Source organism: Apilactobacillus kunkeei, assembly GCF_001308195.1.
Classification (GTDB): domain Bacteria; phylum Bacillota; class Bacilli; order Lactobacillales; family Lactobacillaceae; genus Apilactobacillus; species Apilactobacillus kunkeei_C.
The window spans coordinates 85,451-110,903 of sequence record NZ_JXDF01000018.1 but is presented as its reverse complement, the minus strand read 5'-3'; the positions used below and the strand labels follow the sequence as shown (position 1 = coordinate 110,903).

Annotated in this window: 28 protein-coding genes and 1 riboswitch; of the genes, 19 read left to right on the top strand and 9 right to left on the bottom strand. The window is 39.1% G+C overall.

What is annotated here, in order from left to right; all coding sequences use genetic code 11:
- Positions 1-152 precede the first annotated feature (152 nt).
- The 4 genes from helD to RZ78_RS05370 all read left to right on the top strand — a co-directional run bounded on the left by helD (position 153) and on the right by RZ78_RS05370 (position 6,221).
- Positions 153-2,453 (top strand): RNA polymerase recycling motor HelD, encoded by a 2,301-nt coding sequence (gene helD / locus RZ78_RS05385; RefSeq protein ID WP_054608348.1) that lies wholly within the window; start codon positions 153-155, stop codon positions 2,451-2,453.
- Positions 2,454-2,570: 117 nt separating this feature from the next.
- Complete coding sequence (gene coaA, locus RZ78_RS05380) at positions 2,571-3,494, top strand: type I pantothenate kinase (protein WP_054608347.1); 924 nt, start codon at positions 2,571-2,573, stop codon at positions 3,492-3,494.
- 77 nt (positions 3,495-3,571) lie between these two features.
- Positions 3,572-5,119, top strand: a complete 1,548-nt coding sequence (gene guaA, locus RZ78_RS05375; protein ID WP_081006921.1) for a glutamine-hydrolyzing GMP synthase — start codon at positions 3,572-3,574, stop codon at positions 5,117-5,119.
- Between the two features lie 178 nt (positions 5,120-5,297).
- Positions 5,298-6,221 (top strand): hypothetical protein, encoded by a 924-nt coding sequence (locus RZ78_RS05370; protein WP_054608345.1) that lies wholly within the window; start codon positions 5,298-5,300, stop codon positions 6,219-6,221.
- Between the two features lie 43 nt (positions 6,222-6,264).
- Here the strand turns inward: RZ78_RS05370 and RZ78_RS05365 are convergent, their stop codons facing one another.
- Both RZ78_RS05365 and proB read right to left on the bottom strand, forming a co-directional pair.
- Positions 6,265-7,509 carry a glutamate-5-semialdehyde dehydrogenase gene (locus tag RZ78_RS05365; RefSeq protein ID WP_054608344.1) on the bottom strand — a complete coding sequence of 415 codons (1,245 nt, stop codon included), beginning with the start codon at positions 7,507-7,509 and terminating at the stop codon, positions 6,265-6,267.
- Positions 7,502-8,317: a glutamate 5-kinase gene (gene proB / locus RZ78_RS05360; RefSeq protein WP_054608343.1), complete on the bottom strand. Its 816-nt coding sequence runs from the start codon at positions 8,315-8,317 to the stop codon at positions 7,502-7,504. Before proB ends, RZ78_RS05365 begins: the two co-directional genes overlap by 8 nt.
- 129 nt (positions 8,318-8,446) lie before the next feature.
- Between proB and RZ78_RS05355 the strand changes: the two genes are divergently transcribed.
- From RZ78_RS05355 to RZ78_RS05340, 4 genes are all read left to right on the top strand, one after another.
- Positions 8,447-9,352 carry a DMT family transporter gene (locus RZ78_RS05355; RefSeq protein ID WP_054608342.1) on the top strand — a complete coding sequence of 302 codons (906 nt, stop codon included), beginning with the start codon at positions 8,447-8,449 and terminating at the stop codon, positions 9,350-9,352.
- Between the two features lie 175 nt (positions 9,353-9,527).
- Positions 9,528-10,544 (top strand): alcohol dehydrogenase AdhP, encoded by a 1,017-nt coding sequence (adhP, locus tag RZ78_RS05350; protein WP_054608341.1) that lies wholly within the window; start codon positions 9,528-9,530, stop codon positions 10,542-10,544.
- A gap of 76 nt (positions 10,545-10,620) precedes the next feature.
- Positions 10,621-12,009 carry a flavocytochrome c gene (locus RZ78_RS05345; RefSeq protein ID WP_054608340.1) on the top strand — a complete coding sequence of 463 codons (1,389 nt, stop codon included), beginning with the start codon at positions 10,621-10,623 and terminating at the stop codon, positions 12,007-12,009.
- A 32-nt stretch (positions 12,010-12,041) separates the two neighbouring features.
- Positions 12,042-12,398: a hypothetical protein gene (locus RZ78_RS05340; RefSeq protein ID WP_054608339.1), complete on the top strand. Its 357-nt coding sequence runs from the start codon at positions 12,042-12,044 to the stop codon at positions 12,396-12,398.
- Positions 12,399-12,425: 27 nt separating this feature from the next.
- Here RZ78_RS05340 and RZ78_RS05335 read toward each other — a convergent pair whose 3' ends face one another.
- On the bottom strand, positions 12,426-13,058 hold the full coding sequence (locus RZ78_RS05335) for a carbonic anhydrase family protein (protein WP_054608338.1): 633 nt from the start codon (positions 13,056-13,058) through the stop codon (positions 12,426-12,428).
- Between the two features lie 97 nt (positions 13,059-13,155).
- Between RZ78_RS05335 and RZ78_RS05330 the strand changes: the two genes are divergently transcribed.
- From RZ78_RS05330 to RZ78_RS05310, 5 genes are all read left to right on the top strand, one after another.
- Positions 13,156-14,046, top strand: a complete 891-nt coding sequence (locus tag RZ78_RS05330; protein ID WP_054608337.1) for an RluA family pseudouridine synthase — start codon at positions 13,156-13,158, stop codon at positions 14,044-14,046.
- Entirely contained in the window at positions 14,039-14,800 is a 762-nt protein-coding gene (locus tag RZ78_RS05325) for a DUF1003 domain-containing protein (RefSeq protein WP_054608336.1), read from the top strand. The genes RZ78_RS05330 and RZ78_RS05325 overlap by 8 nt, the downstream gene beginning before the upstream one ends.
- Positions 14,800-15,198 carry a hypothetical protein gene (locus RZ78_RS05320; RefSeq protein WP_034535177.1) on the top strand — a complete coding sequence of 133 codons (399 nt, stop codon included), beginning with the start codon at positions 14,800-14,802 and terminating at the stop codon, positions 15,196-15,198. The genes RZ78_RS05325 and RZ78_RS05320 overlap by 1 nt, the downstream gene beginning before the upstream one ends.
- Before the next feature lie 175 nt (positions 15,199-15,373).
- The gene (locus tag RZ78_RS05315) at positions 15,374-15,916 is read left to right on the top strand and encodes a GNAT family N-acetyltransferase (RefSeq protein ID WP_034531473.1); all 543 of its coding nucleotides are present in this window, start codon (positions 15,374-15,376) and stop codon (positions 15,914-15,916) included.
- A gap of 74 nt (positions 15,917-15,990) precedes the next feature.
- Positions 15,991-16,905: a cation diffusion facilitator family transporter gene (locus RZ78_RS05310; protein ID WP_054608335.1), complete on the top strand. Its 915-nt coding sequence runs from the start codon at positions 15,991-15,993 to the stop codon at positions 16,903-16,905.
- 47 nt (positions 16,906-16,952) lie between these two features.
- On the opposite strand, the gene RZ78_RS05305 is transcribed toward RZ78_RS05310, so the two are convergent.
- The 3 genes from RZ78_RS05305 to RZ78_RS05295 all read right to left on the bottom strand — a co-directional run bounded on the left by RZ78_RS05305 (position 16,953) and on the right by RZ78_RS05295 (position 18,034).
- On the bottom strand, positions 16,953-17,228 hold the full coding sequence (locus RZ78_RS05305) for a hypothetical protein (protein ID WP_155451852.1): 276 nt from the start codon (positions 17,226-17,228) through the stop codon (positions 16,953-16,955).
- Between the two features lie 88 nt (positions 17,229-17,316).
- A complete protein-coding gene (locus tag RZ78_RS05300) occupies positions 17,317-17,535 on the bottom strand; it encodes a helix-turn-helix transcriptional regulator (protein WP_054608333.1) in 219 nt (72 codons plus the stop codon).
- A 154-nt stretch (positions 17,536-17,689) separates the two neighbouring features.
- The gene (locus RZ78_RS05295; protein ID WP_054608332.1) at positions 17,690-18,034 is read right to left on the bottom strand and encodes a hypothetical protein; all 345 of its coding nucleotides are present in this window, start codon (positions 18,032-18,034) and stop codon (positions 17,690-17,692) included.
- Between the two features lie 157 nt (positions 18,035-18,191).
- Between RZ78_RS05295 and RZ78_RS05290 the strand changes: the two genes are divergently transcribed.
- From RZ78_RS05290 to RZ78_RS05280, 3 genes are all read left to right on the top strand, one after another.
- Complete coding sequence (locus RZ78_RS05290; RefSeq protein WP_034531476.1) at positions 18,192-18,848, top strand: metal-dependent transcriptional regulator; 657 nt, start codon at positions 18,192-18,194, stop codon at positions 18,846-18,848.
- Between the two features lie 85 nt (positions 18,849-18,933).
- The gene (locus RZ78_RS05285) at positions 18,934-19,698 is read left to right on the top strand and encodes a threonine/serine exporter family protein (RefSeq protein WP_191978843.1); all 765 of its coding nucleotides are present in this window, start codon (positions 18,934-18,936) and stop codon (positions 19,696-19,698) included.
- 6 nt (positions 19,699-19,704) lie between these two features.
- Positions 19,705-20,166: a threonine/serine exporter family protein gene (locus RZ78_RS05280; RefSeq protein WP_237756985.1), complete on the top strand. Its 462-nt coding sequence runs from the start codon at positions 19,705-19,707 to the stop codon at positions 20,164-20,166.
- Between the two features lie 24 nt (positions 20,167-20,190).
- Here the strand turns inward: RZ78_RS05280 and RZ78_RS05275 are convergent, their stop codons facing one another.
- Together RZ78_RS05275 and RZ78_RS05270 are read right to left on the bottom strand one after the other, a co-directional pair.
- Positions 20,191-20,559 (bottom strand): DUF1634 domain-containing protein, encoded by a 369-nt coding sequence (locus RZ78_RS05275; protein WP_034531479.1) that lies wholly within the window; start codon positions 20,557-20,559, stop codon positions 20,191-20,193.
- An 11-nt stretch (positions 20,560-20,570) separates the two neighbouring features.
- Positions 20,571-21,404, bottom strand: a complete 834-nt coding sequence (locus RZ78_RS05270; RefSeq protein WP_054604916.1) for a sulfite exporter TauE/SafE family protein — start codon at positions 21,402-21,404, stop codon at positions 20,571-20,573.
- Positions 21,405-21,559: 155 nt separating this feature from the next.
- Here RZ78_RS05270 and RZ78_RS05265 point away from each other — a divergent pair, with 155 nt between their 5' ends.
- Positions 21,560-22,228, top strand: coding sequence for a phosphatase PAP2 family protein (locus tag RZ78_RS05265; RefSeq protein ID WP_054608330.1), 669 nt, complete (start codon positions 21,560-21,562; stop codon positions 22,226-22,228).
- 32 nt (positions 22,229-22,260) lie between these two features.
- Here RZ78_RS05265 and RZ78_RS05260 read toward each other — a convergent pair whose 3' ends face one another.
- On the bottom strand, positions 22,261-23,070 hold the full coding sequence (locus RZ78_RS05260; RefSeq protein ID WP_054608329.1) for an alpha/beta hydrolase: 810 nt from the start codon (positions 23,068-23,070) through the stop codon (positions 22,261-22,263).
- Between the two features lie 55 nt (positions 23,071-23,125).
- On the opposite strand from RZ78_RS05260, the gene RZ78_RS05255 reads away from it, so the two are divergent.
- The gene (locus RZ78_RS05255; RefSeq protein WP_054608328.1) at positions 23,126-23,623 is read left to right on the top strand and encodes a GNAT family N-acetyltransferase; all 498 of its coding nucleotides are present in this window, start codon (positions 23,126-23,128) and stop codon (positions 23,621-23,623) included.
- Positions 23,624-23,662: 39 nt separating this feature from the next.
- Positions 23,663-23,842, top strand: a riboswitch (Lysine riboswitch).
- A 105-nt stretch (positions 23,843-23,947) separates the two neighbouring features.
- On the top strand, positions 23,948-25,405 hold the full coding sequence (locus RZ78_RS05250) for an amino acid permease (RefSeq protein ID WP_054608327.1): 1,458 nt from the start codon (positions 23,948-23,950) through the stop codon (positions 25,403-25,405).
- Positions 25,406-25,453: the final 48 nt, after the last annotated feature.

Sequence of the window (25,453 nt, the reverse complement as noted above, 5' to 3'; positions counted from 1 at the left end):
CAGAAAAAACCTCCTGACATATTTGTATGCCTACATTTTATCATATATGGAAGAGGTAGAGAAAAGATTAGGTTAAGTCTGTGATGACTTTTCTTTCTATCATATATGTGCTAGAATTAATAACCAAATTTTAAGATAGGAGCGTAGCTCAAATGTCTGAATCAATTAAAGAACAAGAACAAAAACACTTAAATGATGTTTTAGCCAAGGTCGAAGTTGCCAAAGCTGAAGCCGTTAAGAAAATAAATCGTGCCGAAAAAGATGAACACGATATCAATAAAAACTTCTATAATGATGTGCGTTTGAAGACCAGTACTTATTCTGGAATGATGGAAACATCAGTCTCCATTCGCCAACAACAACAAATGCTAGAAGAACGTGAAAATAGTTGGAAACATGCAACTAAGGAATACGACAAGCTTGCCAAGATGCAAGAACGTCCTTATTTTGCTCGTCTAGACTTCGAAGAAGAAGGCGAACACAAGGCAGAAACTATTTATATCGGTTTAGGTTCTTTTGCCGATAGTCCAGATCACTACTTGATTTATGACTGGCGTGCTCCAATTTCGAGTATCTACTACGATAGCAAAATTGGTAAATTGACCTACCACACACCAATGGGTGAACAAACCGTAAACGTGACTTTAAAACGTCAATTCCAAATCAAGGATGGCAAGATTGAAACCATCTTTGATACCGACCAAGTGGTTGGAGATCAAATGTTATTGGATAACCTAAATGGTAAGTCCAATACCAAGATGAAGAGTATCGTTACTACCATCCAAAGAGAACAAAACAAAATTATCAGAGATACCAAGTCTGACTTGTTATTCGTGCAAGGGGCCGCTGGTTCTGGTAAGACCGCAGCAGTATTGCAACGTGTCGCTTTCCTATTGTACCAATACAGAGGAAAACTAAGTTCAGCGCAAGTCGTATTGTTCTCACCTAACCAATTGTTTAACGATTACATCAATCAAGTTTTGCCTGAATTGGGTGAACAAAACATGGTGCAAATGACTTACTACCAATACAGTAGTTTGCGTGTCCCTAAGTTTAAGGTTGAAACTCTTTCAGAACGTTTTGAAGAAGATAATTCAGAAGACAAGAAACTAAGAAACATTAATAACCTAAAGAACAGTCTAGAATTCTTCAAGGCTGAAACTGCCTACACTAACCACTTGAACAGTGAAGACATGAAGTTCAAGAACTTGAAGTTCCAAGGCGATATCTTTATCTCAAAGGAACAAATCGCAGAAATTTATTACAGTTTCAATGAAAATTACAACCTAAGAAACCGTCTAGATGCTACCAAGGAACGCTTAATCAAGATTTTGAACCGTCGTGTCAAAGTCGAAATGAAGAAACCATGGGTAGAACAAGCTGTGCAAGACTTGAGTAGAGAACAAATTCAAGCCGTGCAAAACGCCCATCCAGACGAATTCGAAAATGCTGATAAGGAATTCGACTTCCTAGCAAGACACATCGTTATCGGTGCATTTAAGCGTATTAGAAAACAAATCGTCCACGGTCGTTTCCTAGGGGTTAACAACCAACTAGTGCATTTCTTAAGAAACGTGCCAAACCTAATCGACTTATCCAAGTACGACCTAACCAAGGAAGACTGGGTCAAGTCAGTTGATACTTCAATCAACCAAATGAAGAACGGTCACATCTCAATGTCAGATGTTTCAGTATACCTATACCTATTCGACCGTATCTCAGGTAAACGTCCTAAGACCGACATCAAGTACCTATTCATTGATGAAGTCCAAGACTACACCGCATTCCAAATGGCATTTATGAAGTTCACTTTCCCACGTGCTCGTTTCACACTACTAGGGGATTTGAACCAAGCTATCTTCACTCATGAAAATAGTCATACATTGCTATCAGAACTATCAACCATGTTTGATCCTGAAAAGACTAACGTCGTGCAACTTACTAAGTCATACCGTTCAACTGAACAAATCACTGACTTCACTAAGCACATTCTAGAAGGCGGTAGCCAAATCGAATCATTCGCGCGTGTCGGGGACAAACCAGTCATGCAAGTGGTAGAAAATAGGGATGTCGCACTCGATAAATTAGTTGCTAGAATCGATAATGATATGGAAAAACACGATACAACAGCCATTATTGTCAAAACTTTGTCTGATGCGAAGTTATTATCCGAACAATTAGACGACAGAAACGTAAAAAATACGCTTATACAGACCGAAAACCAACGCTTGACTACTGGAACCCTAGTAATACCTGCTTACCTTGCTAAAGGGCTAGAATTTGACTCTGTGGTTATGTTTGACGCAGATGACAAACATTTTGGTGACGAAGCAGACCGTCAATTGGTTTACACAATCTGTACTCGTGCCATGCATGAACTAACAATTATCGCTGAAGGAAAGCCAACTCATTTGTTTGATGTTGTGCCTAGCGATTTATATGATTTACAATAATCGCAATTAGTAACAAATAAAAGCGCCTATCCATAGGGATTAGGCGCTTTTATGTCGTTTCTAAGATGTTCGGTGGTATTATGGACGTACTACTTTTATTTGAACGGAGGCGTAAAATTGTCAGATCCAATCAATTACTACGCATTTAAGAAAGACGAGTGGAAGGACTTATACAAGTTACGCTCGATTCCCGTTACTACCGACGGGCTAAAACAAATCAAGGCCTTTAACGATGAGATTTCCATCCAAGACGTGCGCGACGTCTATATTCCCATCGTTCATTTGTTGGACCTTTGTACCCAAAACTTCAACCAATGGCAAAAGACCAAGACCGCCTTTTTGGATAAACAAGACCGTAAGGTGCCATTTATCATCGGGATTTCCGGAAGTGTGGCCGTTGGTAAGTCTACTACCGCCAGACTACTTGAAGTATTACTATCAAGATACTTTGAAGACAAGAAAATCCAATTAATCACTACCGATGGATTCTTGTACAATTCCGCTGAGTTAAAACGTCGTGGCATTATGGACAGAAAAGGATTCCCAGAAAGTTACGACATGAAGTCATTGATTAACTTCTTAAACGAAGTGAAGTCAGGAAAACACAACGTCAAAGCACCGGTATACTCACACGACGTCTACGACATCATTCCAGATAAGTTCGATATCATTGACCAACCAGACGTCTTGATTATCGAAGGGATTAACACGTTACAACTACCAAGTAACCAACAAATCTACGTTTCCGACTTTACCGACTTCTCCATCTATATCGACGCCGATGATGACTTGATTGAACAATGGTACATCGAACGTTTCGAAGAGCTAATGGATACCGCATTCCAAAATCCATCTAACTACTACTACGAAATGGCTCACACCGATCGTAAGAAGGCCATCGAGACTGCCAAGGATGTTTGGCAACAAATTAATTTACCTAATTTGTTGGAAAATATTAAGCCTACCAAGACTAGGGCGGACCTAATTATTCACAAAACGGACAACCATCGTATCGATAAAATTTTGCTTAGAAAGTACTAGATTTAATTTGACGCCATTCATTTTTCTATGTATGATAAATACAATTTAATGATTGGAGAGTGAATGGTTTGGCTGAAATGGATTTATCATCGTTTGATAAAATCTTGGTGCTTGACTTCGGAAGTCAATACAATCAATTAATCACCCGTCGTATTCGTGATTTTGGTGTATATTCTGAACTAAAGCCCCATGATATGACCATCGACGAAATCAAGGCTTTTAACCCTAAAGGGATTATCTTCTCTGGGGGTCCTAACAGTGTGTATGCAGAAGATGCATTAACTGTTGATCCTAAAATTTTCGAAATGAATATTCCAATTCTAGGTATTTGTTATGGTATGCAACTAATGGCATATAACCTAGGTGGAGGACAAGTTGATGGAGAAGACCATGGACAATATGGTCACGCTGACATCGACATTACCTCTGATAATGCGGAACTATTCAAAGATTTGCCTAAGGAAGAACCAGTTTGGATGAGTCATGGAGACCTTGTTCGTAAGGTTCCAGATGGCTTTGAAAATGTGGCAACTGCTGAAGGTTGCCCAATTACTGCAATGCAAGATACCGCTAGAAAGTTCTATGGAATTCAATTCCATGCGGAAGTTAGAAATACCAAGTACGGTACTGACATCCTAAAGAACTTCGTGTTTAACGTTTGTGGCGCAGAAGCTAACTGGTCAATGAATGACTTTATTGACTTACAAATCAAGCAAATCAGAGAAGAAGTTGGCGACAAGAAGGTTATCTTAGGTCTATCCGGTGGGGTAGATTCAAGTGTAACAGGTGTGTTATTGAATAAGGCCATTGGTGATCAACTAACTTGTATCTTTGTTGACCACGGTCTACTTCGTAAGAACGAAGTGAAGGAAGTAATGGATAGTCTAGAAGGTAAGTTTGGTCTAAACATCATCCAAGTTGATGCAAGCAAACGTTTCTTAGACAAGTTATCCGGTGTTACTGATCCTGAACAAAAGAGAAAGATTATCGGTAATGAATTTATCGAAGTCTTCAATGAAGAAGCTTTGAAACTTAAGGATGTTGATTTCTTGGCTCAAGGTACTCTATACACTGACGTTATTGAAAGTGGTACTAACACTGCTGAAACTATCAAGTCTCACCATAACGTTGGTGGTCTACCAGAAGACTTACAATTCAAACTAATTGAACCAGTTCGTTCATTATTTAAGGACGAAACTAGACGCTTGGGTGAAGAAATGGGTATGCCTGACTACTTAGTATGGCGTCAACCATTCCCAGGTCCTGGTCTAGGGATTCGTGTTATCGGTGAAGTTACTGAAGACAAGCTAGAAATTGTTAGAAATAGTGACTACATCCTACGTCGCGAAATTGCCGCTGCTGGATTAGATAAGGATATTTGGCAATACTTCACCATTCTACCTGGTTTTAGAAGTGTTGGTGTGATGGGTGACGGTCGTACTTACGACTACACCATCGCTATCCGTGCCGTTAATTCCATTGATGGAATGACTGCTGATTTCGCTAAGATTCCTTGGGATGTCTTATCAGAAATCTCAACTAAGATCACAAATGAAGTAGAAGGGGTAAACCGTGTAGTATATGATATTACTAGTAAGCCACCTTCGACAATTGAATGGGAATAATAAGTTCCTAAATGAAAAGAGCTCAACAATTGCTGTTGAGCTCTTTTTGTATATATGTGTCTTGCTTTGTTAAGAAAAGATTAATACTCTTATTGTTTTCTTATTTTTATCTTTTTAATGGTATTATTTATAAGTAATTAAATTAATACATATGTTTTATATCTGGGGGGATATTAATATGAACAAAGCATTAATGACTGCAATGGCAGCAGGTGCCATCTTGGGGGTTGGTGTTGTCACAACACGAGGCACTCAAGCGCATGCGGATGCTAAGAGTGATATTCAAGCTGCACAAAACAAGGTTAACGCTGCAAAAGCAAAATTTGACAAGTTAAGTAAGGGGACAAAGGTTACTGAAGTGCAAGGTGGTATTCCTGCTGATTTGCAAAAGCAAATTACTGATGCTCAAAACAACATAGTTAACTCACAAAATTCATTGGCATCAGCAAAAAAGGATTTACAATATTACTTAGACCAAAAAGAAGTATTACAAAAGCAATTAGATGCTGCAAATGCAAAGGTGAACGCAACAAGTGATAACGACCCATCATACCAACAAGTCTTAACAGATTTCTATACTGCACAATATGCATCTCAAGATAACGATGCTCAAATCGCGAATGCTCAAGGATGGAATAAGGCATGTGGGAAATACGTTCAATATTACACTGACCAACTAAAAGCACTTCAAGACAAAGCTAAAAGCTATGGAGGAAAGACTGTCACAGTTAAGAAAGTTGACCAAGCAACCTTAGCTGCCGCTAAGAAGGAATACCAAGCCGCTGTGAAGGAATTAAAAGATGCGAAAGCAGGTAAAGCTAATTGGAAGATTCCAGCTACCAGTGGTCATAACAAGTACACAAGAAAGACTGCTAAGAAGGTTGTTAAAAAAGCTAAGCAATTATTCAAGATTGATGTAAAGGCTAATAAAGTATATTCATACAAGACCATTGCGCTACACAAATCTGGTCGTAAATTGGAAAAGAAGGGGACAAAAATTCCGGTTTACAAGATTGTGAAGAAAGGTCATAAAGGGTTTTACCTAATCAAAGGTAACCGCGTAATTACAGCGAACAAGCACGACGTTATGAAAATTAAATAAACACAAAAAAGAGCTCAACGATTGTTGTTGAGCTCTTTTTTATTTACTTTCTTGTTTGTCCGTCACCATTAATAACGTATTTATATGAAGTTAATGCTTCTAGACCCATTGGGCCTCTGGCGTGGAGCTTTTGAGTTGAGATACCTATTTCGGCACCGAAACCAAATTCGAAACCATCGGTGAAACGAGATGAGGCGTTGACGTAAACGCAAGCAGCATCAACTTGTTGTTGGAATGAAACTCCCGCAGCATAGTCGTTAGAAACGATTACTTCAGAGTGGTGAGTTCCGTGTTCATTGATGTGATCAATGGCTGCTTGTCTGGAATCAACCACCTTAATGGAGATGATTAATGCATTGTATTCAGTGTCCCAGTCATCTGTGGTGGCAGGAATAACGTCGTCTACGATTGCGCGAGTGGCTTCGTCACCACGGACTTCAACACCGCGTTCGCGTAAATCACTGATGATGTCTGGTAGGTAGTCATCAGCGACATCCTTATGAATTAATACCTTTTCGGTGGCATTACATACGGAAGGGCGTTGCACCTTGCCGTTGATGATGATGTTTCGTGCCATTTGTTTGTCGGCATCCTTATCAACGTAGATGTGGCAGTTACCAGCACCGGTTTCAATCACTGGTACGGTTGCATTGCTTAATACGGTTTGGATTAAGCGGGCGCTTCCGCGGGGGATTAGGACATCGACGTAGTCGTTTAGTTCCATGAATGATTGAGCAAGTTCATGCGATGGATCATCGATGACTTGAATCATGTTTTCATCTAAGTCGTTTTGTTTTAAGACATCACGTAAGATATCGGCCAAAACGACGTTAGAGTTGATTGATTCTTTCCCACCACGGAGGATGACGGCGTTACCGGATTTGAAACAAAGACCAGCGGCATCGATTGTGACGTTTGGTCTGGCTTCATAAATAATACCGACGACACCAAGTGGGACACGTTGTTTGACGATTCTAAGGCCGTCTTCAGTTTCCCATCCGCCATCAATCTTAGCGGTAGGATCAGCTAGTCCGACCAGTTGTATTAGGCCGTTGGCCATGTCAGAGATGCGTTTTTTATCTAGTTTTAAACGGTCGATGAACTTGGCTTCGATTTGAGGATTTTGTAAATCCTTTTGGTTGGCAGCGATAATTTCATCGGTCTTATCAACAATTGCCTTGGCGAATTGCTTTAAGATGTCGTTCTTAGTAGTAGTAGATAGGCCAGCTGATTGGAAGCTGGCTTTTTTAGCGTTTTTGCCTAATTGAATTAATTCTTGTTTATTCATTTGTACGACCCTCCATAGCTTCGGCACCAAAGTAGGTACCAACGGGGCGACCAGAAATGAAGTCGTTGATGATTGCTGGATTATCACCATTTAGAATTGCCATCTTACGGTGGTTATCTAAGATGATTTTTGCGGCGTTTAGTTTGGTTTGCATACCACCGGTTCCGTATTGTGAACCGTGGCCACCGGCAACTTGCATCAAGTCATCGCTAATTTCTGGTACCCATGATAGTAGTTTTGCGTTCGGATTGTCCTTCGGGTTGGCATCGAACAATCCATCGATGTCGGATAGGATGATTAGTAGGTCAGCATCGACAAAGTTAGTCACGATGGCTGCTAATTGGTCGTTTTCACCGAAGCTAGTTTGGTGATTGAATTCGTCGACTGAGACGGCATCGTTTTCGTTGATGATGGGGATGACCTTATCATCTAAAAGGGTGTTAATGGTTTTAAGTACATTTTCACTGCTCTTAGGATAGTCAACCACGTCACGTGTTAATAGTAGTTGCGCCACGGTTTGGTCTGATTCCTTGAAACTATCGGAGTATAAATCCATTAGTTCACTTTGACCGATGGCGGACAAAGCTTGTAGTTTTCCAATGTCGGTAGGACGCGTCTTTAATCCAATGGTGTTCATACCGACACCAACGGCACCGGAAGTAACCAACATCACCTCATGGCCGTTTTGATTTAATTGACTCAACACGGATGATAACGTGTGAATTGTTTTCATATTAATACTGTTATCAGAATTGATGATGGAGCTGGTCCCAATTTTGACAACGATTCGTTTATATTTACTTGTCATATTCATGATCTCCTGTTCTTTAAAACTAGTTTGCTTTAATTTGAAAAAAGTAACAATATGTAAATTAAAATTGCATTAGAGATAGATTAGATGTATTGTAATCATTAATATAAATTAAGGGGGCTAATTATGGCAGGCAAGGGAAAGTTAATTGGGCTTTTATTGGTAATTGTAGGTAGCATTTCATGGGGGGCTTCCGGAACACTCGCTGACTACATGTTTTTAACACAACATGTACCTGTACTTTGGGTCGTCGGTATTAGAATGTTTTTAGCGGGAATTCTACTATTATTGTTATACAAGTTTACCGTTGGTGGCTCCATCTTTACGATTTGGCATAGCAAGAGCCAAGCGCTCTTATTAATTAGCTTTGCGATTTTTGGGATGTTGATGTCACAAGTTTGCTACCTATCAGCAGTCAGGTACGGGAACGCAGCGACCGCAACCGTCCTACAATTTACTGCCCCTGTCTTTATTATCCTCTATTATTCAATTTCGAGGAAAAAATTGCCTATCAGATTAGATGTTATTTCAATTATTTTAGCCGCAGCTGGTACATATTTACTAGCGACAAAAGGTGATTTTGGATCATTAACCATCTCCAAGTTGGGACTATTCTTTGGAATCGCTGCTGGAATTGCGGGTGCAAACTGTACGCTGATTCCAATCAAACTCTTAAATAAATACGATCCAAGATTAGTCTGTGGATGGGCGATGTTACTTGGTAGCTTACCGATTCAACCAATTGTCGTTATCGACACACCACACATAAACATCAATCCAACATTAATATTTGAATTGATTTTCATTACAATCGTAGGAACCATGGTCGCATACTTATTCTACGTTGCGAGTCTAAACTATTTAGAACCTGCGGTGACCGGAAACTTAAGTTCATTTGAACCGCTAACTGCTGCGATTTTATCCGTATCATTTCTGCATCTAAAGTTGACCTTTGTCGAATTAATCGGTGGGGCATTAATTTTAATGATGGCATTTGTTCAAGCGTTACCACAGAAAAATAAATTAGAATAAAAATTTTAAAAAATGATAGAGCCCTTATGAATAGTGATATCTTTCACAATCTTAGAGTTAAATGATAAAAATGTCATTAAAAATTTATTATTTTCCGCTTTATTATCGGACAATAAGGTGTTACATTATATGTGAAAACAATATCAAGTTTGTATTTATGAAGGAGATTTTATCAATGAAAGCTGCAGTAGTAAGAGACAACTCAGATGGATATGTAGATGTTAAAGATGTTCAACTTCGCCCAATTGAAAATGGTGAAGCTTTAGTTCAAGTTGAATACTGTGGTTTATGCCACACCGACTTACACGTTGCCAACGGAGACTTTGGTGACCAAGCTGGCCGTATTATCGGTCACGAAGGTGTAGGTAAAGTTATTCAAGTTGCCGATGATGTAGATAATCTAAAAATTGGTGATCGTGTATCAATCGCTTGGTTCTTCAAGGGATGCGGTCACTGTGAATACTGCCTAAGTGGTAGAGAAACATTATGTCGTGAAGTTAAGAATGCTGGTTTCACTGTTGACGGTGCTATGGCTGAACAAGTAATTGTTGATGCTAAGTACGCTGTTAAGGTTCCAGAAGGTTTGGACCCAATCGAAGCTACTTCACTAACTTGTGCCGGTGTTACTATGTACAAGGCACTAAAAGTTGGTCACACTAAGCCAGGTCAATGGGTTGAAATGGTAGGTGCCGGTGGTTTAGGTAACCTAGGTGTTCAATTCGCCAATAACGTTTTCGGTGCTAACGTTATCGCCGTTGCTCGTGGTAACAACCTAGAAAAGGCCGAAGAATTAGGTGCTAAGAAGGGTATCGACTACCGTTCTGAAAACCTATCAGAAAAGGTTAAGGAAGAAACTAACGGTGGTGCACACGTTTCAGTTATCACTGCTGTTAACCCAATCGCCTTTGATCAAGCTATCAATGCTTTACGTCCAGACGGTCACTTAGTTGCCGTTGCGCTACCAAAAGGTAACATGGACCTAAACATTGCCCAAACTGTATTAAACGGAATCCACGTTGAAGGTTCACTAGTTGGTACTAGAGAAGACCTACGTGAAACTTTCCAATTCGGTGCTGAAGGTAAGGTTAAGCCAATCGTTCACACTAGAAAGCTATCAGAAATCAACGATGTTATCGACGAAATGAAGAACGGTAAGATTGTTGGTAGAATGGTTATCGATTTTACTAAATAATTTTGAACTAATTAAAGCATTGTCTTTTGGACAATGCTTTTTTTGTACTAAAATAATGACATTAGGAGGTTTGGTTATGGCTAAATATATTTTTCATCCAAATGACATCAAAGAACTAAAGGAAAATTATGATGTAGCAATCGTTGGTTCAGGTGCCACAGGATTAATTAGTGCAATTCAAGCTGCAGAACTGGGTCTAAAACCAGTCGTATTAGAAAAGATGGACAAGTTAGGTGGTAACTCAACCAGAGCTTCTTCTGGAATGAATGCTGCTGAAACTTCCGTTCAATTACAACACCACGTGGTAGATAGTTTCCAAGACTTCTACAACGATACATATATCGGTGGTGGTAAACAAAATAACGTTGATTTATTGAAATACTTTACTGAACACGCTGCGTTAACCGTTGATTGGTTAGCTCAACATGATATCAAACTAGATGACTTAACGATTACCGGTGCGATGAATACTAAGCGTACACACCGCCCAAGCTCACAAGCTCCAATCGGTGCTTACTTGGTCACTAGTTTCCTACAAATCATCGAAAAGATGGGCATTGAAGTCTACAACAATGTTGATGTTACAAAGATTGATAAGAATGGTTCCAACATCTCAGGTGTCGAAGTCAAGGATGCTGATGGCAATGCACACTCAATCAATGCCAGCGCGGTTATTCTAGCTACCGGTGGTTTTGGTGCTAACAAGCAATTAATCGGTCAATACCGTGATGACTTGACTCACTACCGTACCACTAACCAAGAAGGAGCAACCGGTGATGGTTTGAAACTAGCTACCGACGTTGGTGCCGCATTGGTCGATATGGACAAGATTCAAGTCCATCCAACCGTTCAACAGGACAACGATCACGCATTCTTAATTGGTGAAGCCATTCGTGGCGAAGGTGCCATCCTGGTAAACACCAAGGGTGAACGTTTCGTTAACGAATTGGACACCAGACAAAAGGTGACCGACGCAATCAACCAACAAGATACCAAGCATGCATATTTAATCTTAGATGAAGAAGTCGTTAACCACGCCCAAGCGGTGAAGTTCTACGATTCCATGGGAATGGTTATTCACGGTGATACCATCGAAGAACTAGCCGGAAAGATTGGTGCTGACGAAAAGACATTAGCAGATACGATTGCTAAGTGGAACCAAGCTGTTGAAAGCGGCAAGGATGGCCTAGGTCGTACCACTGGCATGAGTCGTCAATTAACCCATCCAGATTACATGGCCATTCACATTGCGCCAGCCGTTCACTACACCATGGGTGGAATTAAGATTAACCACTTCACCCAAGTCCTAGACGATAACGATGACGTGATCAATGGTTTGTTTGCGGCGGGAGAAACATCGGGTGGTTTGCACGGTAACAACCGTATCGGTGGTAACTCAATCGCCGAAACCGTCGTCTTTGGTCGCCAAGCTGGCCAACAAGTTTTCAAGTATTTAAACAAATAATATAGATACAAATAAATAAAGGAGGTTTACATATGCACAGTGGAGAAATTGCAGAATGGGTCGCAGCGATTGCCGAAGCATCTTCAGTCGTAGTCGCATTATTTCTTCCTTACTACAACCAACACGTTGAAAATAAGCGTAAGTTACGCAACGTTAAGATGTTGATTCATCGTATGGGAAAACGTGCGATGAACGGCGACGATGATGCGATGGAACATTTACAAACCATCCTAATGACCGCTTATCTAAAGAACATGAATTCTAAGACAGAAGACGTCATTAATGATGGTCAACAGATCCTAGATATCTTAAACATCAGTGATGGTAAACCAAGCGCTGAACAAAAGGGTCAAATCAAAAAGCTACTACGTGAAATTGATGAAATCTAAAAAAGAAGCCGCATTTACGGCTTCTTTTTATTTGTTGTAATATTGAACGTTTCTTTCGTTTAGTGGTTGGCAATCACGATTGTTTTTACCAAATTGAGCGATGAACCAATCGACTTGCTTTGGACTCACCGTTAGTTTGGAATTATCGATGACTAACCATTCAATCCCTTCGGTTAAAGGTGGTGTGGTTAGTGATCCTTGGTAGTGAAAACCTGTAGATAGACTGGAAATCCAGTTGGTTAGTTTTAATGATACACTGTGGCGATTGCCTTCTTCAAAGTTATTGATGATATCTTGTAACTCAGAATTGGCATTGCCTAAGGTAGGAAATACTGCCACCACAACGGTTTGACCGATTTCATTTTCATGAACAAGATGAATTTCAATCGGATTAACCTTACCGTCGACGATATGTTCTGCTGGGGCGTGAAAGTGCACCTGTTTGAACTTAAAGTCACGATTAAAGATGGTGGCATAGCCCATTCCTGTCAAACGAATGGTAGTGTGGTCATCGATTTCTGTATTTAATTGGTAGAACTCATTGGCATGAATTGGCAGATAATCAGCAAAATGTTGACTGTCATGAGTTGATAGCATAATTGGTGATTGGCGGTTACCAAAGTCATTCTCCCAATTATTTTGTTCACTATAATCTAACATATGATATGTATCTTCTTTCCATTAATAATATGAGTTTGCTTTTCTAGTATGTTAATATAACATACATGGTAATTAATACAACTCGGAGGAAATTATTGTGCAATTCACATGGCAAAATCAAGATGAACAAAATGCTGGTATCAAGAAGTTCTTAGGTGCCCATGGCGTCTCTCATCGGATGTATAATGATGTTAAATCAACTGGGACAATTCTAGTGAATGGTAACGCAGTTGGCTTGGATTATAAGCTTGCCGTGGGCGATGAAGTGACGGTAATCTTTCCACCGGAAACAAGTGATGATGAGGTTGCATTCAGCGATGAAGCAATCGATGTCATCTATGAAGATGATAATTGGCTGGTGGTGAACAAACCAGCTGGTCTAACCAGTGTACCAGGACCATCTAATCGTGTCGATACGTTGGTCAACCGCATTAAGGGCTATTTGAAAAAACAGGGTAGTACCGATTTGAGACCGCACCTAATCACGCGATTGGATCGTTTTACATCCGGGATTGTCTTGGTCGCCAAGAACCGTTTGGCCAATAGTCTAGCTAACCAACAGGTGGCCCAACACAAGATTGATAAGATGTACTATGCCGTTGTGGACGGTACCGGTTTAGATGATCACGGGATGATTGATAAACCAATCGGTCGTGTCGGTGACAACTTTAGAAGAGAGGTTATCGAAGACGGTCAAAAGGCCAAGACCGAATACTGGAAGGTCGAAGAATTTGATGATGCCACATTAGTGCGTTTGAAACTCCACACTGGTCGAACTCATCAAATCAGAGTTCACATGACATCACTAGGGCATCCACTATTGGGGGATGAATTATACCAAGGCCCACTTGATAGGGGCATTGACCGCCAAGCACTTCACGCTTACTACTTACAGTTTAATGATGAATTAGCAAATCAAGTTCGTACTTTTGAAATTGAATTACCAGCGGATATGAAATCTGTGGTGAAGGAGGATCATAATGACTGAAAAAGCCAAATTAGTACATTGTATTGTCGATGATGCACAACTATATTCTGATGAAGGTTTCTACCTAGGAGACTTGGCTCAACCGATTTCCAATGCGGTCAAGTCTGATTATCCAGGAGCTAAGGTCACCAGTTTTATCTGTTCTCACCATCTATTGAAGTATCGAATGTCTAGGGTGGACTCATTAATCAACGCTGACTTAAAACAAAGTCAAAAGATTAATCGTAAACTAACCAAGGCACTCCAAAGCGATAACTATGAAATCAGAGATGTTAACGAAGCCTTACAACAAAGCCTAACCTTTGGTCAAAAGATTTCCGATGCGGTCGCTAGATTTGGTGGTAGTTGGACCTTTATCTTCATCTTTATCGTCATTTTGATTATTTGGATGGTCATTAATGGTTTGGCACTCTTCGGTGTCCACTTTGATCCATATCCATACATTCTATTGAACTTATTCTTGAGTTGTTTCTCAGCAATTCAAGCACCAATCATCATGATGAGTCAAAACCGTGCCGCTGAACGTGACCGTTTGCACTCAGAAAATGATTTTCATGTTAACTTAAAGTCAGAACATGAACTAAGAATTATTCACGCTAAGCTAGATCACTTAACTCAAAACCAATTGCCTCATGATTTGGAAGTTGAAAAACTACAATTACAAATCCTAGGTGAAGTTAGAAGTGAGCTAGCCAAGTTGCGTGACGAAAACACTAAATTAAAAGAAAAACTAAAACAACAGGAGAATCAATAATGGAAGATAACATTCAATTAGGTGCAGACGTCTTCAACAAGATGATGTTTGTGCTAGAAACACCAGTTACACAAGACAATCACAAGTACTACAAATTCATGGATCAAGAAATGCAAGAAATTGCCGACAACATCTGGGCAATGCCTGCATACATGAAGGAAGACGATGACTTCTCAATGTTCTTCATCATCACTGAAATCGAAAGTGGTGAAACAGTCGTAGCGTTCTCAGAAGGTAGTCTACAAGATGGTAACTTCTCATTAGGAGAACCAATGGTTTCTGGAAAGGGACTTAATATTTTAAACGAACATGATGAAAAAAGAGCGGCCTCAGTTCTTCATTTCTTAAACCAAATTTCCAAAGCAGCTGAAGGAAATTGGCGAATGATTGAGGACTAAAATCTTTCATTTTTAACGTGTTCTCAAGGTGCGTCATGATGGGCTTTATGAGAGTTTTTATAAAAGTCCATTTTTTTGTAAAAAAGTCTTTGCTTTTTGGAAAAATGGTGGTAATATTTTCTAGTCGCTAAAATGCTAAATATTTAAATCAAACACAAAAAGGGGGGCTTAGATCATGTTAATGAGAAGAGCACAAATCGAAGATTTTAACGCAATTGAACAAATTATTTTCGAAGGGAAGGAATTGCTTGCCAAACAGGGTGTGAACCAATGGCAAACAGGCTACCCAAATGCAGAATCATTAATGAACGACATCGTAAACGGATGGACTGTTGTACTTGAAGAAGATGGTGAAATCTTAGGCACAGCTGCCGTGATTGACGGACTAGACACTAGTTACGAAAATCTTGATGGTCAATGGTTGACTGACGGCCCTTACCTATCAATTCACCGCGTTGCAGTTTCCAACAGACACCACGGCAGAGGATTGGCTCAAAAGTTATTTGAAGGCATCTTCAATGCAGTGGAAAAAATGGACAACGTTCAAAGTGTTCGTATTGACACAAACCCACTTAACTTGGGCATGCAACATGTCATCAAGAAAGCTGGCTTTGTAGAAACCGGCAGAGTAGTTCCAATCTCTGCAACAGATCCATCAAACGTCGTAATGAACTACGCATACGAAAGAGTAATTAAACAACCAATGTTAATTGCCTAAGCTGATTTTTTTAAATCAGCTTTTTTTGTTTTCAGACAAAAGGTATAATGAAATTGAACAGAGGAGGTGTCATCATGCACGAACATGAACATAACGATGTTAACGCCATGTCGCAACGTCGTTTCTTTACAGTGACAATCTTAAACTCATTAATTACTTTAATTGAGTTTTTAGGGGGAGTTTTTTCAGGAAGTTTGTCACTATTATCAGATGCTTTTCACAATTTTGCGGATTCGGCATCAGTAGTCGGTAGTTATTATGCGCATCGAATTAGTCAAAGACCCCAAAATCAATTGAATACCTTTGGATACAAGCGAGCTCAGATTATCTCAGCGTTTTTAAATTCACTATTTCTAGTGATTATCTCCGTTGTCTTAATCGTCGAAGGGGTGCAAAAACTATTTAAACCAGAACAGATTAACGGAAACTTAATGCTAATTGTTGCTGTGGTTTCGACAGTTGCTAATTTGTTATCCACACTACTACTAAGTCGTGGTTCAAAGCATAACCTAAACATTCGAGCTACATATCTACATCTATTGAGTGATACTTTAGCTTCACTTGGTGTTATCCTAGGTGGAATTTTAATTAAGTTATTCGATTGGGTGCTAGTCGATCCAATCATCACCATCATCGTGGCACTATACATTTCAGCTGAAGCATACCCAATCATCAAAAAGACCGTTAAGATTTTGATGCAGGGCTCACCAACGGTGGATTGCTATGCAATTCAAAAGGATATGATGAACATTGAAGGAATCACCGGAGTTCACCACGTTCACATCTGGTCGGTAGATGAAAACAGCATCGTATTCTCAGCCCACATTAACATGCAAGACATGCTAATTTCTGAGGCCGAAAAGATTTATGATCCGGTTGCCAAACTTTTACATGATAAGTACGGCATCGAACACGTTACACTTCAAGCCGAAGTGGAACGCGGGAAGAAAGAGGATTTATATCTCGATTCCAGAAACGATATTGATTAATCGATAAAATAAAAAAAGACGCTTTTCAAAACGAAAAGCGTCTTTTTTTAATTGTTTTTATGGTAGTAAGAAAATGCTAGTAATTCACTGGCTTGTAAAATTAAGAAGCCAATAAGCGTAAATAACAAAATTATGAATGGAGCATGGATGAAGCTAAATATAATAATCAATGCACCGAAAATTACATTAGATAGATTATACGCAAAAGCTTTTGATTTTAAGTCTATATAATTATTTCTTTCATCATTATCAACTAGTTTCTTTGATCTTAGTGGTGAAGTAACCATGCATAGTCCAGTAACTGTAATGATTGCATTTTTCATGGAATCGGGGAATACTTTCAAATATAGTAACACTAAACCTAGTAAAATAAGGGCAAAAATTATAATTTCTGGATAGTTAATTGATTTATTATTTTTTTTCATGATTTTCATCTTCCTCCGTGTATATAAATATATCTTCTACAGCAACATTAAAATATCTTGCTATTTTAATTGCTAAAATAATTGATGGATTGTATCTACCGTTTTCAAGTGAACTGATAGTTTGTCTAGTAACACCTAAATACTCAGCAAATTCGGATTGATTAACTTTTCGTACTTTGCGCAATTTTTCTAAATTATTTAACAATATTTTCCTCCTTCATATATCATGTAAAGTTAACTTTACAAATGATTATAAACTAATAAAAAATAATGTAAAGTTTATTTTACAATTTTATGCAAAAAAAGACGCTTTTCAAAACGAAAAGAGTCTTTTTTGTTTTGAAAAACGGCCTTTTAAATTATACCCCGTGAGGAGCAGCTACAAATTGTCTGTCATACCACTCTTTCCAAGTGATTTCACTATTACCATTGGCGAAGTATTGCATATCTAATTCGCCCAATAACTTGGCATAGCTATGACTACAATAAATGATGGTGTCCTTAGCAGCATGTTCTAAAGATTCGAACTTGTTGCGATAGACCTCCTGATTGATTTGCCATAACATTGATTGGTCAGGAACCTGACTTAAAATCTCCATGTTTTGGCTTCTGTAACAACGAACATAAAATTCGCTGAATGACTTGATACTAATAACTTTGGCTTGTTCGCTAAGCTCATCGAAATGGAATAACTTTTCTCCCATAAAAACGCCTCACTTTCGTATCGTAGATATTAATATTTAATATCTCGCCCTAATTATATAATTTTCCCCGAAAAATAGAAATAAAAATGGTAAAATAGTATATAAAGTTGTAAGATACTCTTTAGTAGATTTGAATTTAGGAGACATGGATATAAAAATGACCCCAAAAAAAGAGGACTATTTAAAAATTATTTTTGAGCTAGGTGGAACCAAAGAAAAGGTATCCAACAAGAGGATTGCCATTAGTTTGGACATTGCACCAGGATCAGTTACTGAAATGGTTAACAAGCTATTAGATGAAGGATTAGTTGAACACGAACCATACTCTGGAGTGTCCTTAACTGACGACGGAATCAAGTTAGCTGAAGTCCTAGTTAGAAAACACCGTATTTGGGAAAGTTTTTTAGTAAACGAACTAGGATATCCACTTCCAGATGTTGATAAAGAAGCTGAAGTGTTGGAACATTCTACCAGTGGTAGATTGCTAGAAGCAATGTACAAAAAATTGGGGAACCCATCTCACTGTCCACATGGAGGAGTTATTCCAAACATGTCAGGACACTATAAAGAAGATAGCCATCGCCTATTAAATGATGCCGATGACGGCGAAACAGTTGTTGTTGACCGCTTCATCGATAATCACGACCTACTAACATATTTAGGCGACATTCAATTAGATATTGGCGACAAGCTTAAGGTAATTAAGCATTCACCATTTGAAGGACCGGTAACAGTCCAAAATCTAACTGATAATCAAGAAAGTGACATTAGCTACAAGGCTTCTCACTACGTATTTATAAGAAATGCTGATTAATTAAAAGACTGAATTGAAAAATTCAGTCTTTTTTATTATCATCATAATCAATGTTATAATTAGAAAAACATTAGATGACACGGAGGTGAGATGGTTGAACGAAAGACAAAGAAGTAAGTTAGTCGTTGAGACCTGTCTCCTTGCTGGAAAGATTATGATTGAAAATGGATCTGAAATGGTCAGAGTCACCGATACCATTGATCGAATTTCAAGAAATGCCGGGGCTACCGAGGCTAGGGCGTACGTTACTTTGACTGGGATTATCATGTCAGCAACGCCTGACATGGGTTCGCAGGTCACAGCAATTGATAAAAGAACGTTTGATTTGGAGAAGGTATCAACGGTTAATGATTACTCTCGTCAGTTCGCTGATAAGAAAATCTCACTTGGTGAATTTTATCGCCGTTTAAAACGAATGGATAAGGATGTTAGACCATTCCCATTCTGGCTTCAAATGATTGGTGCTTTTATGGTTAGTTCCACTCTAGAAGTGGTATTTAGAAGTAACTACACCGATTTCTGGGCAGCCGGATTCGTTGGGATGTTGGGTTGGTGCATATATTGTTTGACCGATCACTACACGGACATTCGTTTCTTAAATGAATTTATTGCGGCGATTTGTATCGGCTTTATGTCGATTTTAATTATTCGAGCCGGCATCGCAAAGAGTGCCGATGATTTAATCATCGGGGGCTTGATGCCACTAGTTCCCGGAGTACCAATTACCAACGCGGTAAGAGATACGTTATCCGGTAACTTGGTATCGGGACCATCTAGAGGGATTGAAGCGATTATGAGCGCCTGTGCATTAGGCTTTGGTGTGGCAATGGCAATTAAGATTTTGGGGTGATTTATATTGGTAACCGTAATTGTTTATAGTGTGTGCGTTTATTTCGCCACCATCGGATTTGGTTTATTAATTAATCTACCCAGAAAAGCATTGAACATGGCCGGAATCGTTAGTTTGATTGGCTGGTTAGTCTTTCATACCGTCAACGTTCACATGGGCGGATACTTAGCCGCAGATATTTTAGGAACCTTCACTGTTGGAATATTGAGTATCTTCGCATCGCGCTACAAAAAGATGCCAGTTATTATTTTCAACATTCCAGCGTTGGTGCCACTAGTTCCCGGGGGACAGGCTTATCAAGTTATGAAGTGTCTAGCAATTGGTAACTATGCGCTAGCCAAGTCCAACTTGATCCAAGTCATCTTCATCGCTGGTGGAATCGCATCAGGTTTCTTGTTTGCGGAATTTTTAAACCAACTATACTTAAGATTGAAAACATATTTGAGAACAAAAAAAGCAACGAGATAATCTCGTTGCTTTTTATTTTGCGTTTTATCCGAAGAAGAAACTGATGATTAAAACGATTAGAACAAAAGTGGTAATCCAAACGTATAGCATATCCTTTTCCTTGTAGAAGGAATAGATTGATACGATTACTCGTAATACGGGAGTAAGGATTAGACAGAAGATTCCAAGCATCATAATCGCATATGGCTTTAATGTCGCAATCCCACTAAAGATTGCTTTGAAAGTAGTAGGGAAGGCGTCGTGAGCATATCCAGATTTACCGGTGATTAGAAGTAATAGTAGACCAATAATCATGATGGTAGCTGAGATGACAACACCGACACGTAAAATCTTTCCGATTACTAATTCGATACGATTCATTTCTTCTTTAGTTGCTGGTTGTTGTGTATTCATGATCTAACCTCCTAGAATCCTTTGTATAACATGCTACATGCGATGTAGAACATGATAGGGACAAAGATAATACGAATCCATCTAGCAGGAAGCACTTGCATGATGCGAGAACCAATTGTCGCACCGACTAGAATTCCTAGTGCTAATGGCACGGCAATTTGTGGCAAGATTGAACCGTTGAAGAAGTAAACAGTTGCAGAAGCTGCTGCAGTAACTCCCATCATTAGGTTACTAGTTGCACTTGATGGTTTTAAAGGCATCTTCATGAAGGTATCCATAGCGATTACCTTGAAAGCACCTGAACCAATTCCTAGCAGACCGGAAGCAAGACCGGCACCAAACATTACGGATAGACCACCGGGGATGTTTTCCACCTTGTAGTCGATTTGTTTCTTTTCAGCCTTATCGTAGTAACTTGAGTTAAGACGAAGTTTTTCAGCTAATTTATCATCTTTGGTGCTTAGATTGGACTTGTTTTTGTTCAATAATTTCTTGACCATATTAAATGCTGAGAATAGTAGTAATAGTCCAAATAGTATGTAAAGGTATTTAGGCTCTAGAATTCCTGTAAGTAAGGCCCCAGATAGTGCACCAATAGTAGTGGCAATTTCTAAAAACATTGCAACACGTAAGTTTAAAACTTCATCTTTTAGATAAGCGATAGTAGATCCAGAACTAGTGGCGATAACCACAACGATACTGGCCCCAATGGCGTATTTAATATCTAAATGGAAGAAGAGTGTTAGGACGGGGGTGACGATAATTCCACCACCCAATCCTAGGACAGCGCCACCGATACCCGCTAGGACACCGATGACAATCATTAGAATGACTGTTTCAATCATTTATAGCTCCTCCTAAAATTATAAATTACTTAATATTATAACAATTATTAGTTTCATTGCACCTATTCCAAGTTCTAAAATTAGAAAATACCCTTAAGAATAGCGTTAGCTGTGGTATAATGGCATTAAAAAGTGATTAGGAGGATCGATGCATTATGATCATCGATAAGGATTACACCCGCGGCATTAGACTTTTCGTTGGGTTAGTTTTATCATTATTTATTACTGCATCGGTAATGATTGACTCAGGGTACCTAAGATTTCTTGACTCAATCTTTATCGGTCAAATCCAAAAAACTACTGGCGGATTGAAGGATACAATCATGCACATGGCTACCACTTTAGCTAGTCCCAAGATGGATATCATCTGGATTTTCGTTTTGGCATTCTTTATGTGGGGATTCAAGTTTAAGCTTCAAGCTCTATGGGGAATCTTTACTTTAGCTGGTGCTGACGTAATTGGATTCATCGTTAAAAACATTGTTAGACGTGATCGTCCAGTATTCCACAGCGCATCTGATACCGGATTTAGTTTCCCAAGTGGACACGTATTAGGTATCTTCATCGTCATTGCGGTTGTATGGATTGTCATTCTTCCACATATCCAAAGTAACTTAATCAGAAGATTACTATATGTACTAACATTCCTATTTGTACTATTGGTAATGGTATCTAGAATTTATCTAAATGCCCATTTCCCAACAGACACTGTTGGTGCCGTAGTTATCGGCTACACTTGGGTACAAGTATCTGAAATGTTATATGTAAGATATGCGCCAAGATTAAAACAACACTGGCGTCCAGTTTTACATTCATACCTATAATAAAAAAGAACTGATGAAATTCATCAGTTCTTTTATTTTCCCCAGATTTCGTCTAACCAGGTGATGGCTAGGTCAAACCACTTGGCGACACGGGCGTTATTGGAGTCTTCATTCCAGGATGTAATGTTATTGGCGAGTCCCATTCCGTGAGGACCGTGGTGGAAAATGTGTAATTCATTATCCACATTGTATTCATTTAACTTGATGGAATACTTAAGTGCGTTTTCCACAGGAACGAATGGATCGTCGGCGGTGTGCCAGATAAATGTTGGCATGTTTTTAGATGAAACGTGTTCGTCAGATTTTACTTGTTGGTCATCTGATACCCAATTTAGGATACTTTCCTTATCCTTGGGGAAACCACAGGTTAAGTTAGTCACAGGGTAGCTTAAGATAACCGCGTTTGGTTTTAAAATATCTGCGTTATCCACACCGGCTAGTTTTTGCATCCAATCGGTGTGGTAAAAGTCATTATAGAGACTACAAATATGACCGCCAATGGAGAAGCCGGCAATTACGATGCGGTTTTCATCGATATTGAATTCATTGGCATGTTCTCGAATGTATTTAATGCTGTTGGACAATTCCTCTAGTGGATTTGGCATTAGTGGCATTGCTTCTTGTTCGAATGTGTATCTTAGATAGAAACTTTGGTAACCGTTGGCACTAAAATTAAGTGCGAAACTTTCCGCTTGGTGGAGTGAAATGTGGGTGTAAGATCCACCGGGAACAACGATTACGGCAGGATATTTGTATTGATTAGTTTGCACATCTGCAGATTTAAGATATCCTTGAAGAAAAGCGTTTGAGTTTTGACGAATCGATTCTCTGATGATTCTCATGTAAGCACCTCTCAAATATGTTTTACATACATTTTAACGCAAGGAGATAATGATTGTGGATGAAAAGAACAATTCACCAAAAAAAGAAGTGGCAGTAACTGAGTTACGCACAGATGACTTTGCCGACTATTATGAAATGATGCGAGACGAAAAACTAGCAAAAAATACCGGCTTTGAGCCAGTTAACGATGAAAGAAAGGCCCACATGTTATTTGAATCTGAAAATGATACGAATAAAACATATGCAATTCGACTTATCAACGGTGGAAAACTAATTGGAATTATCAATATTTTTCCGGAAATTGGGTATAACTTTGAACCAGATTACGAAAATATCGAATTAGGTTACTTTATTAACACAAGTTATCAACAGCGTGGATACATGACATATGCATTGGGCGAAGTTTTAAATCATTTGAAGGCATCTGTAAAGGTAGTTGAAGCAACAGTTGAAGCCCGTAATTTACCTTCACAAAAAGTTTTGTACAGTTTAGGTTTTTCACAGGTGGATGAATACGATGACAATCTCGTTTTTGAAATGAAAGTAAAATAGTATTGTAATCAAGTCCACATTAATATATAATATTCTAGAAATCTAAGAAGAGGCGCAGCTGACAAGAGTAGCCATCATGAGTCGATAAAGCGACTATGATTGAAGGTGAAAGGGGATGCCTGCCGAAACGACCGTTTCCTTTATTAGACGAGTTCGTTGGGTTCTAGCTTAAGAGGCTAGAGACTGTCGTGGTTAATTCCACGGAGTGCTTTGTGATCAATAATTAAAAGAAATTATTATGGTCTCTTCTTGTGTTTACAGGAAGGGACTTTTTTAGTTATTATCGGCACCTCTTAGAAATACTTATAGAGGGTGAAATACATCATGAGTGAAAACTCAAATAATCGTGTAAAGAGAGGCTTGAAGACTAGACACGTTTCTATGATTGCCTTAGGTGGTTCAATCGGTACCGGTCTATTCGTTGCCTCTGGTTCAGTTATTAGTCAAGCTGGACCTGGTGGAGCATTAGTTGCTTATTTATTAATGGGACTGATGGTTTACTTTTTAATGACCAGTTTAGGTGAAATGGCAACCAACACACCTGTCTCTGGTTCATTCGCGGCTTACGCAGGTAAGTACGTCGACCCAGCTCTTGGATTTGCGATGGGTTGGAACTACTGGTTCAACTGGGCCATTACCGTTGCCGTTGATATCTCAACTGCAGCATTAGTAATGAAGTTCTGGTTACCACACATGCCAGGTTGGATTTTCAGTGCGATTACCTTAGCACTAATCCTTTGTGTGAACGCATTATCAGTTAAGTCATTCGGTGAAACAGAATTCTGGATGTCATTGATTAAGGTTATTACAATCTTTATCTTCTTAGCTGTTGGTGTTTTGACTATTTTTGGTATTATGGGTGGCCACTACATTGGTCTATCTAACTTCACATATAAACAAGCCCCATTTGTTGGTGGTATTCCAATGATTTTAGCGGTATTCGTTGTCGCTGGTTTCTCATTCCAAGGAACTGAATTGGTTGGTATTACTGCTGGTGAATCAGATAACCCAAGAGAAGCCGTTCCACGTGCCATCAAGGATGTTTTCTGGAGAATTATCTTATTCTACATCCTAGCAATCTTCATAATTGGTGCAATTATCCCTTACACTAGCCCTGATTTATTGGGATCAAGTGCCACCGATGTTGCAATTAGTCCATTTACAATCGTATTTAAGCGTGCCGGTTTAGCTGCCGCTGCTTCTGTTATGAACGCTGTTATCTTAACTTCAGTTATTTCATCAGCTAACTCAGGAATGTATGCTTCAACTAGAATGCTTTACTCAATGGCTCACCAAGGATTCGCTCCTAAAGCTATGGGTAAGACTAATCGTCGCGGTATTCCTGTTGGTGCTTTAGCTGTAACTACTGTGATTGCCTTACTTACTTTCATTACAAGTATCGAAGGTCCACAAATTTACCTATGGTTAGTTGCCGCTTCTGGTCTTACTGGTTTTATCGCCTGGGTCGGAATTGCACTATCACATTACCGTTTCAGAAGAGCCTTCATCAAGCAAGGTCATTCACTAGACGAATTGAAGTATCATGCTACTTGGTTCCCAATTGGACCAATCATTACTTTAATTCTATGTATCCTGGTTATCTGTGGTCAAAACGTAACCTCATTTGCTAACTGGGATTGGGAACAAATCGGAATTACTTACATCTCAGTACCACTTGTATTAATCCTATACATTGGTTACAAGATTAAGTACAAGACTCATCTAATTCCGCTAGACAAGGTTGATGTATCTCCTTCTGATTTAAAAGACGAAGAAAAATAATATAATGAAGATGCTGTTTTAACGGCATCTTTTTTGTTTGCCATCAAT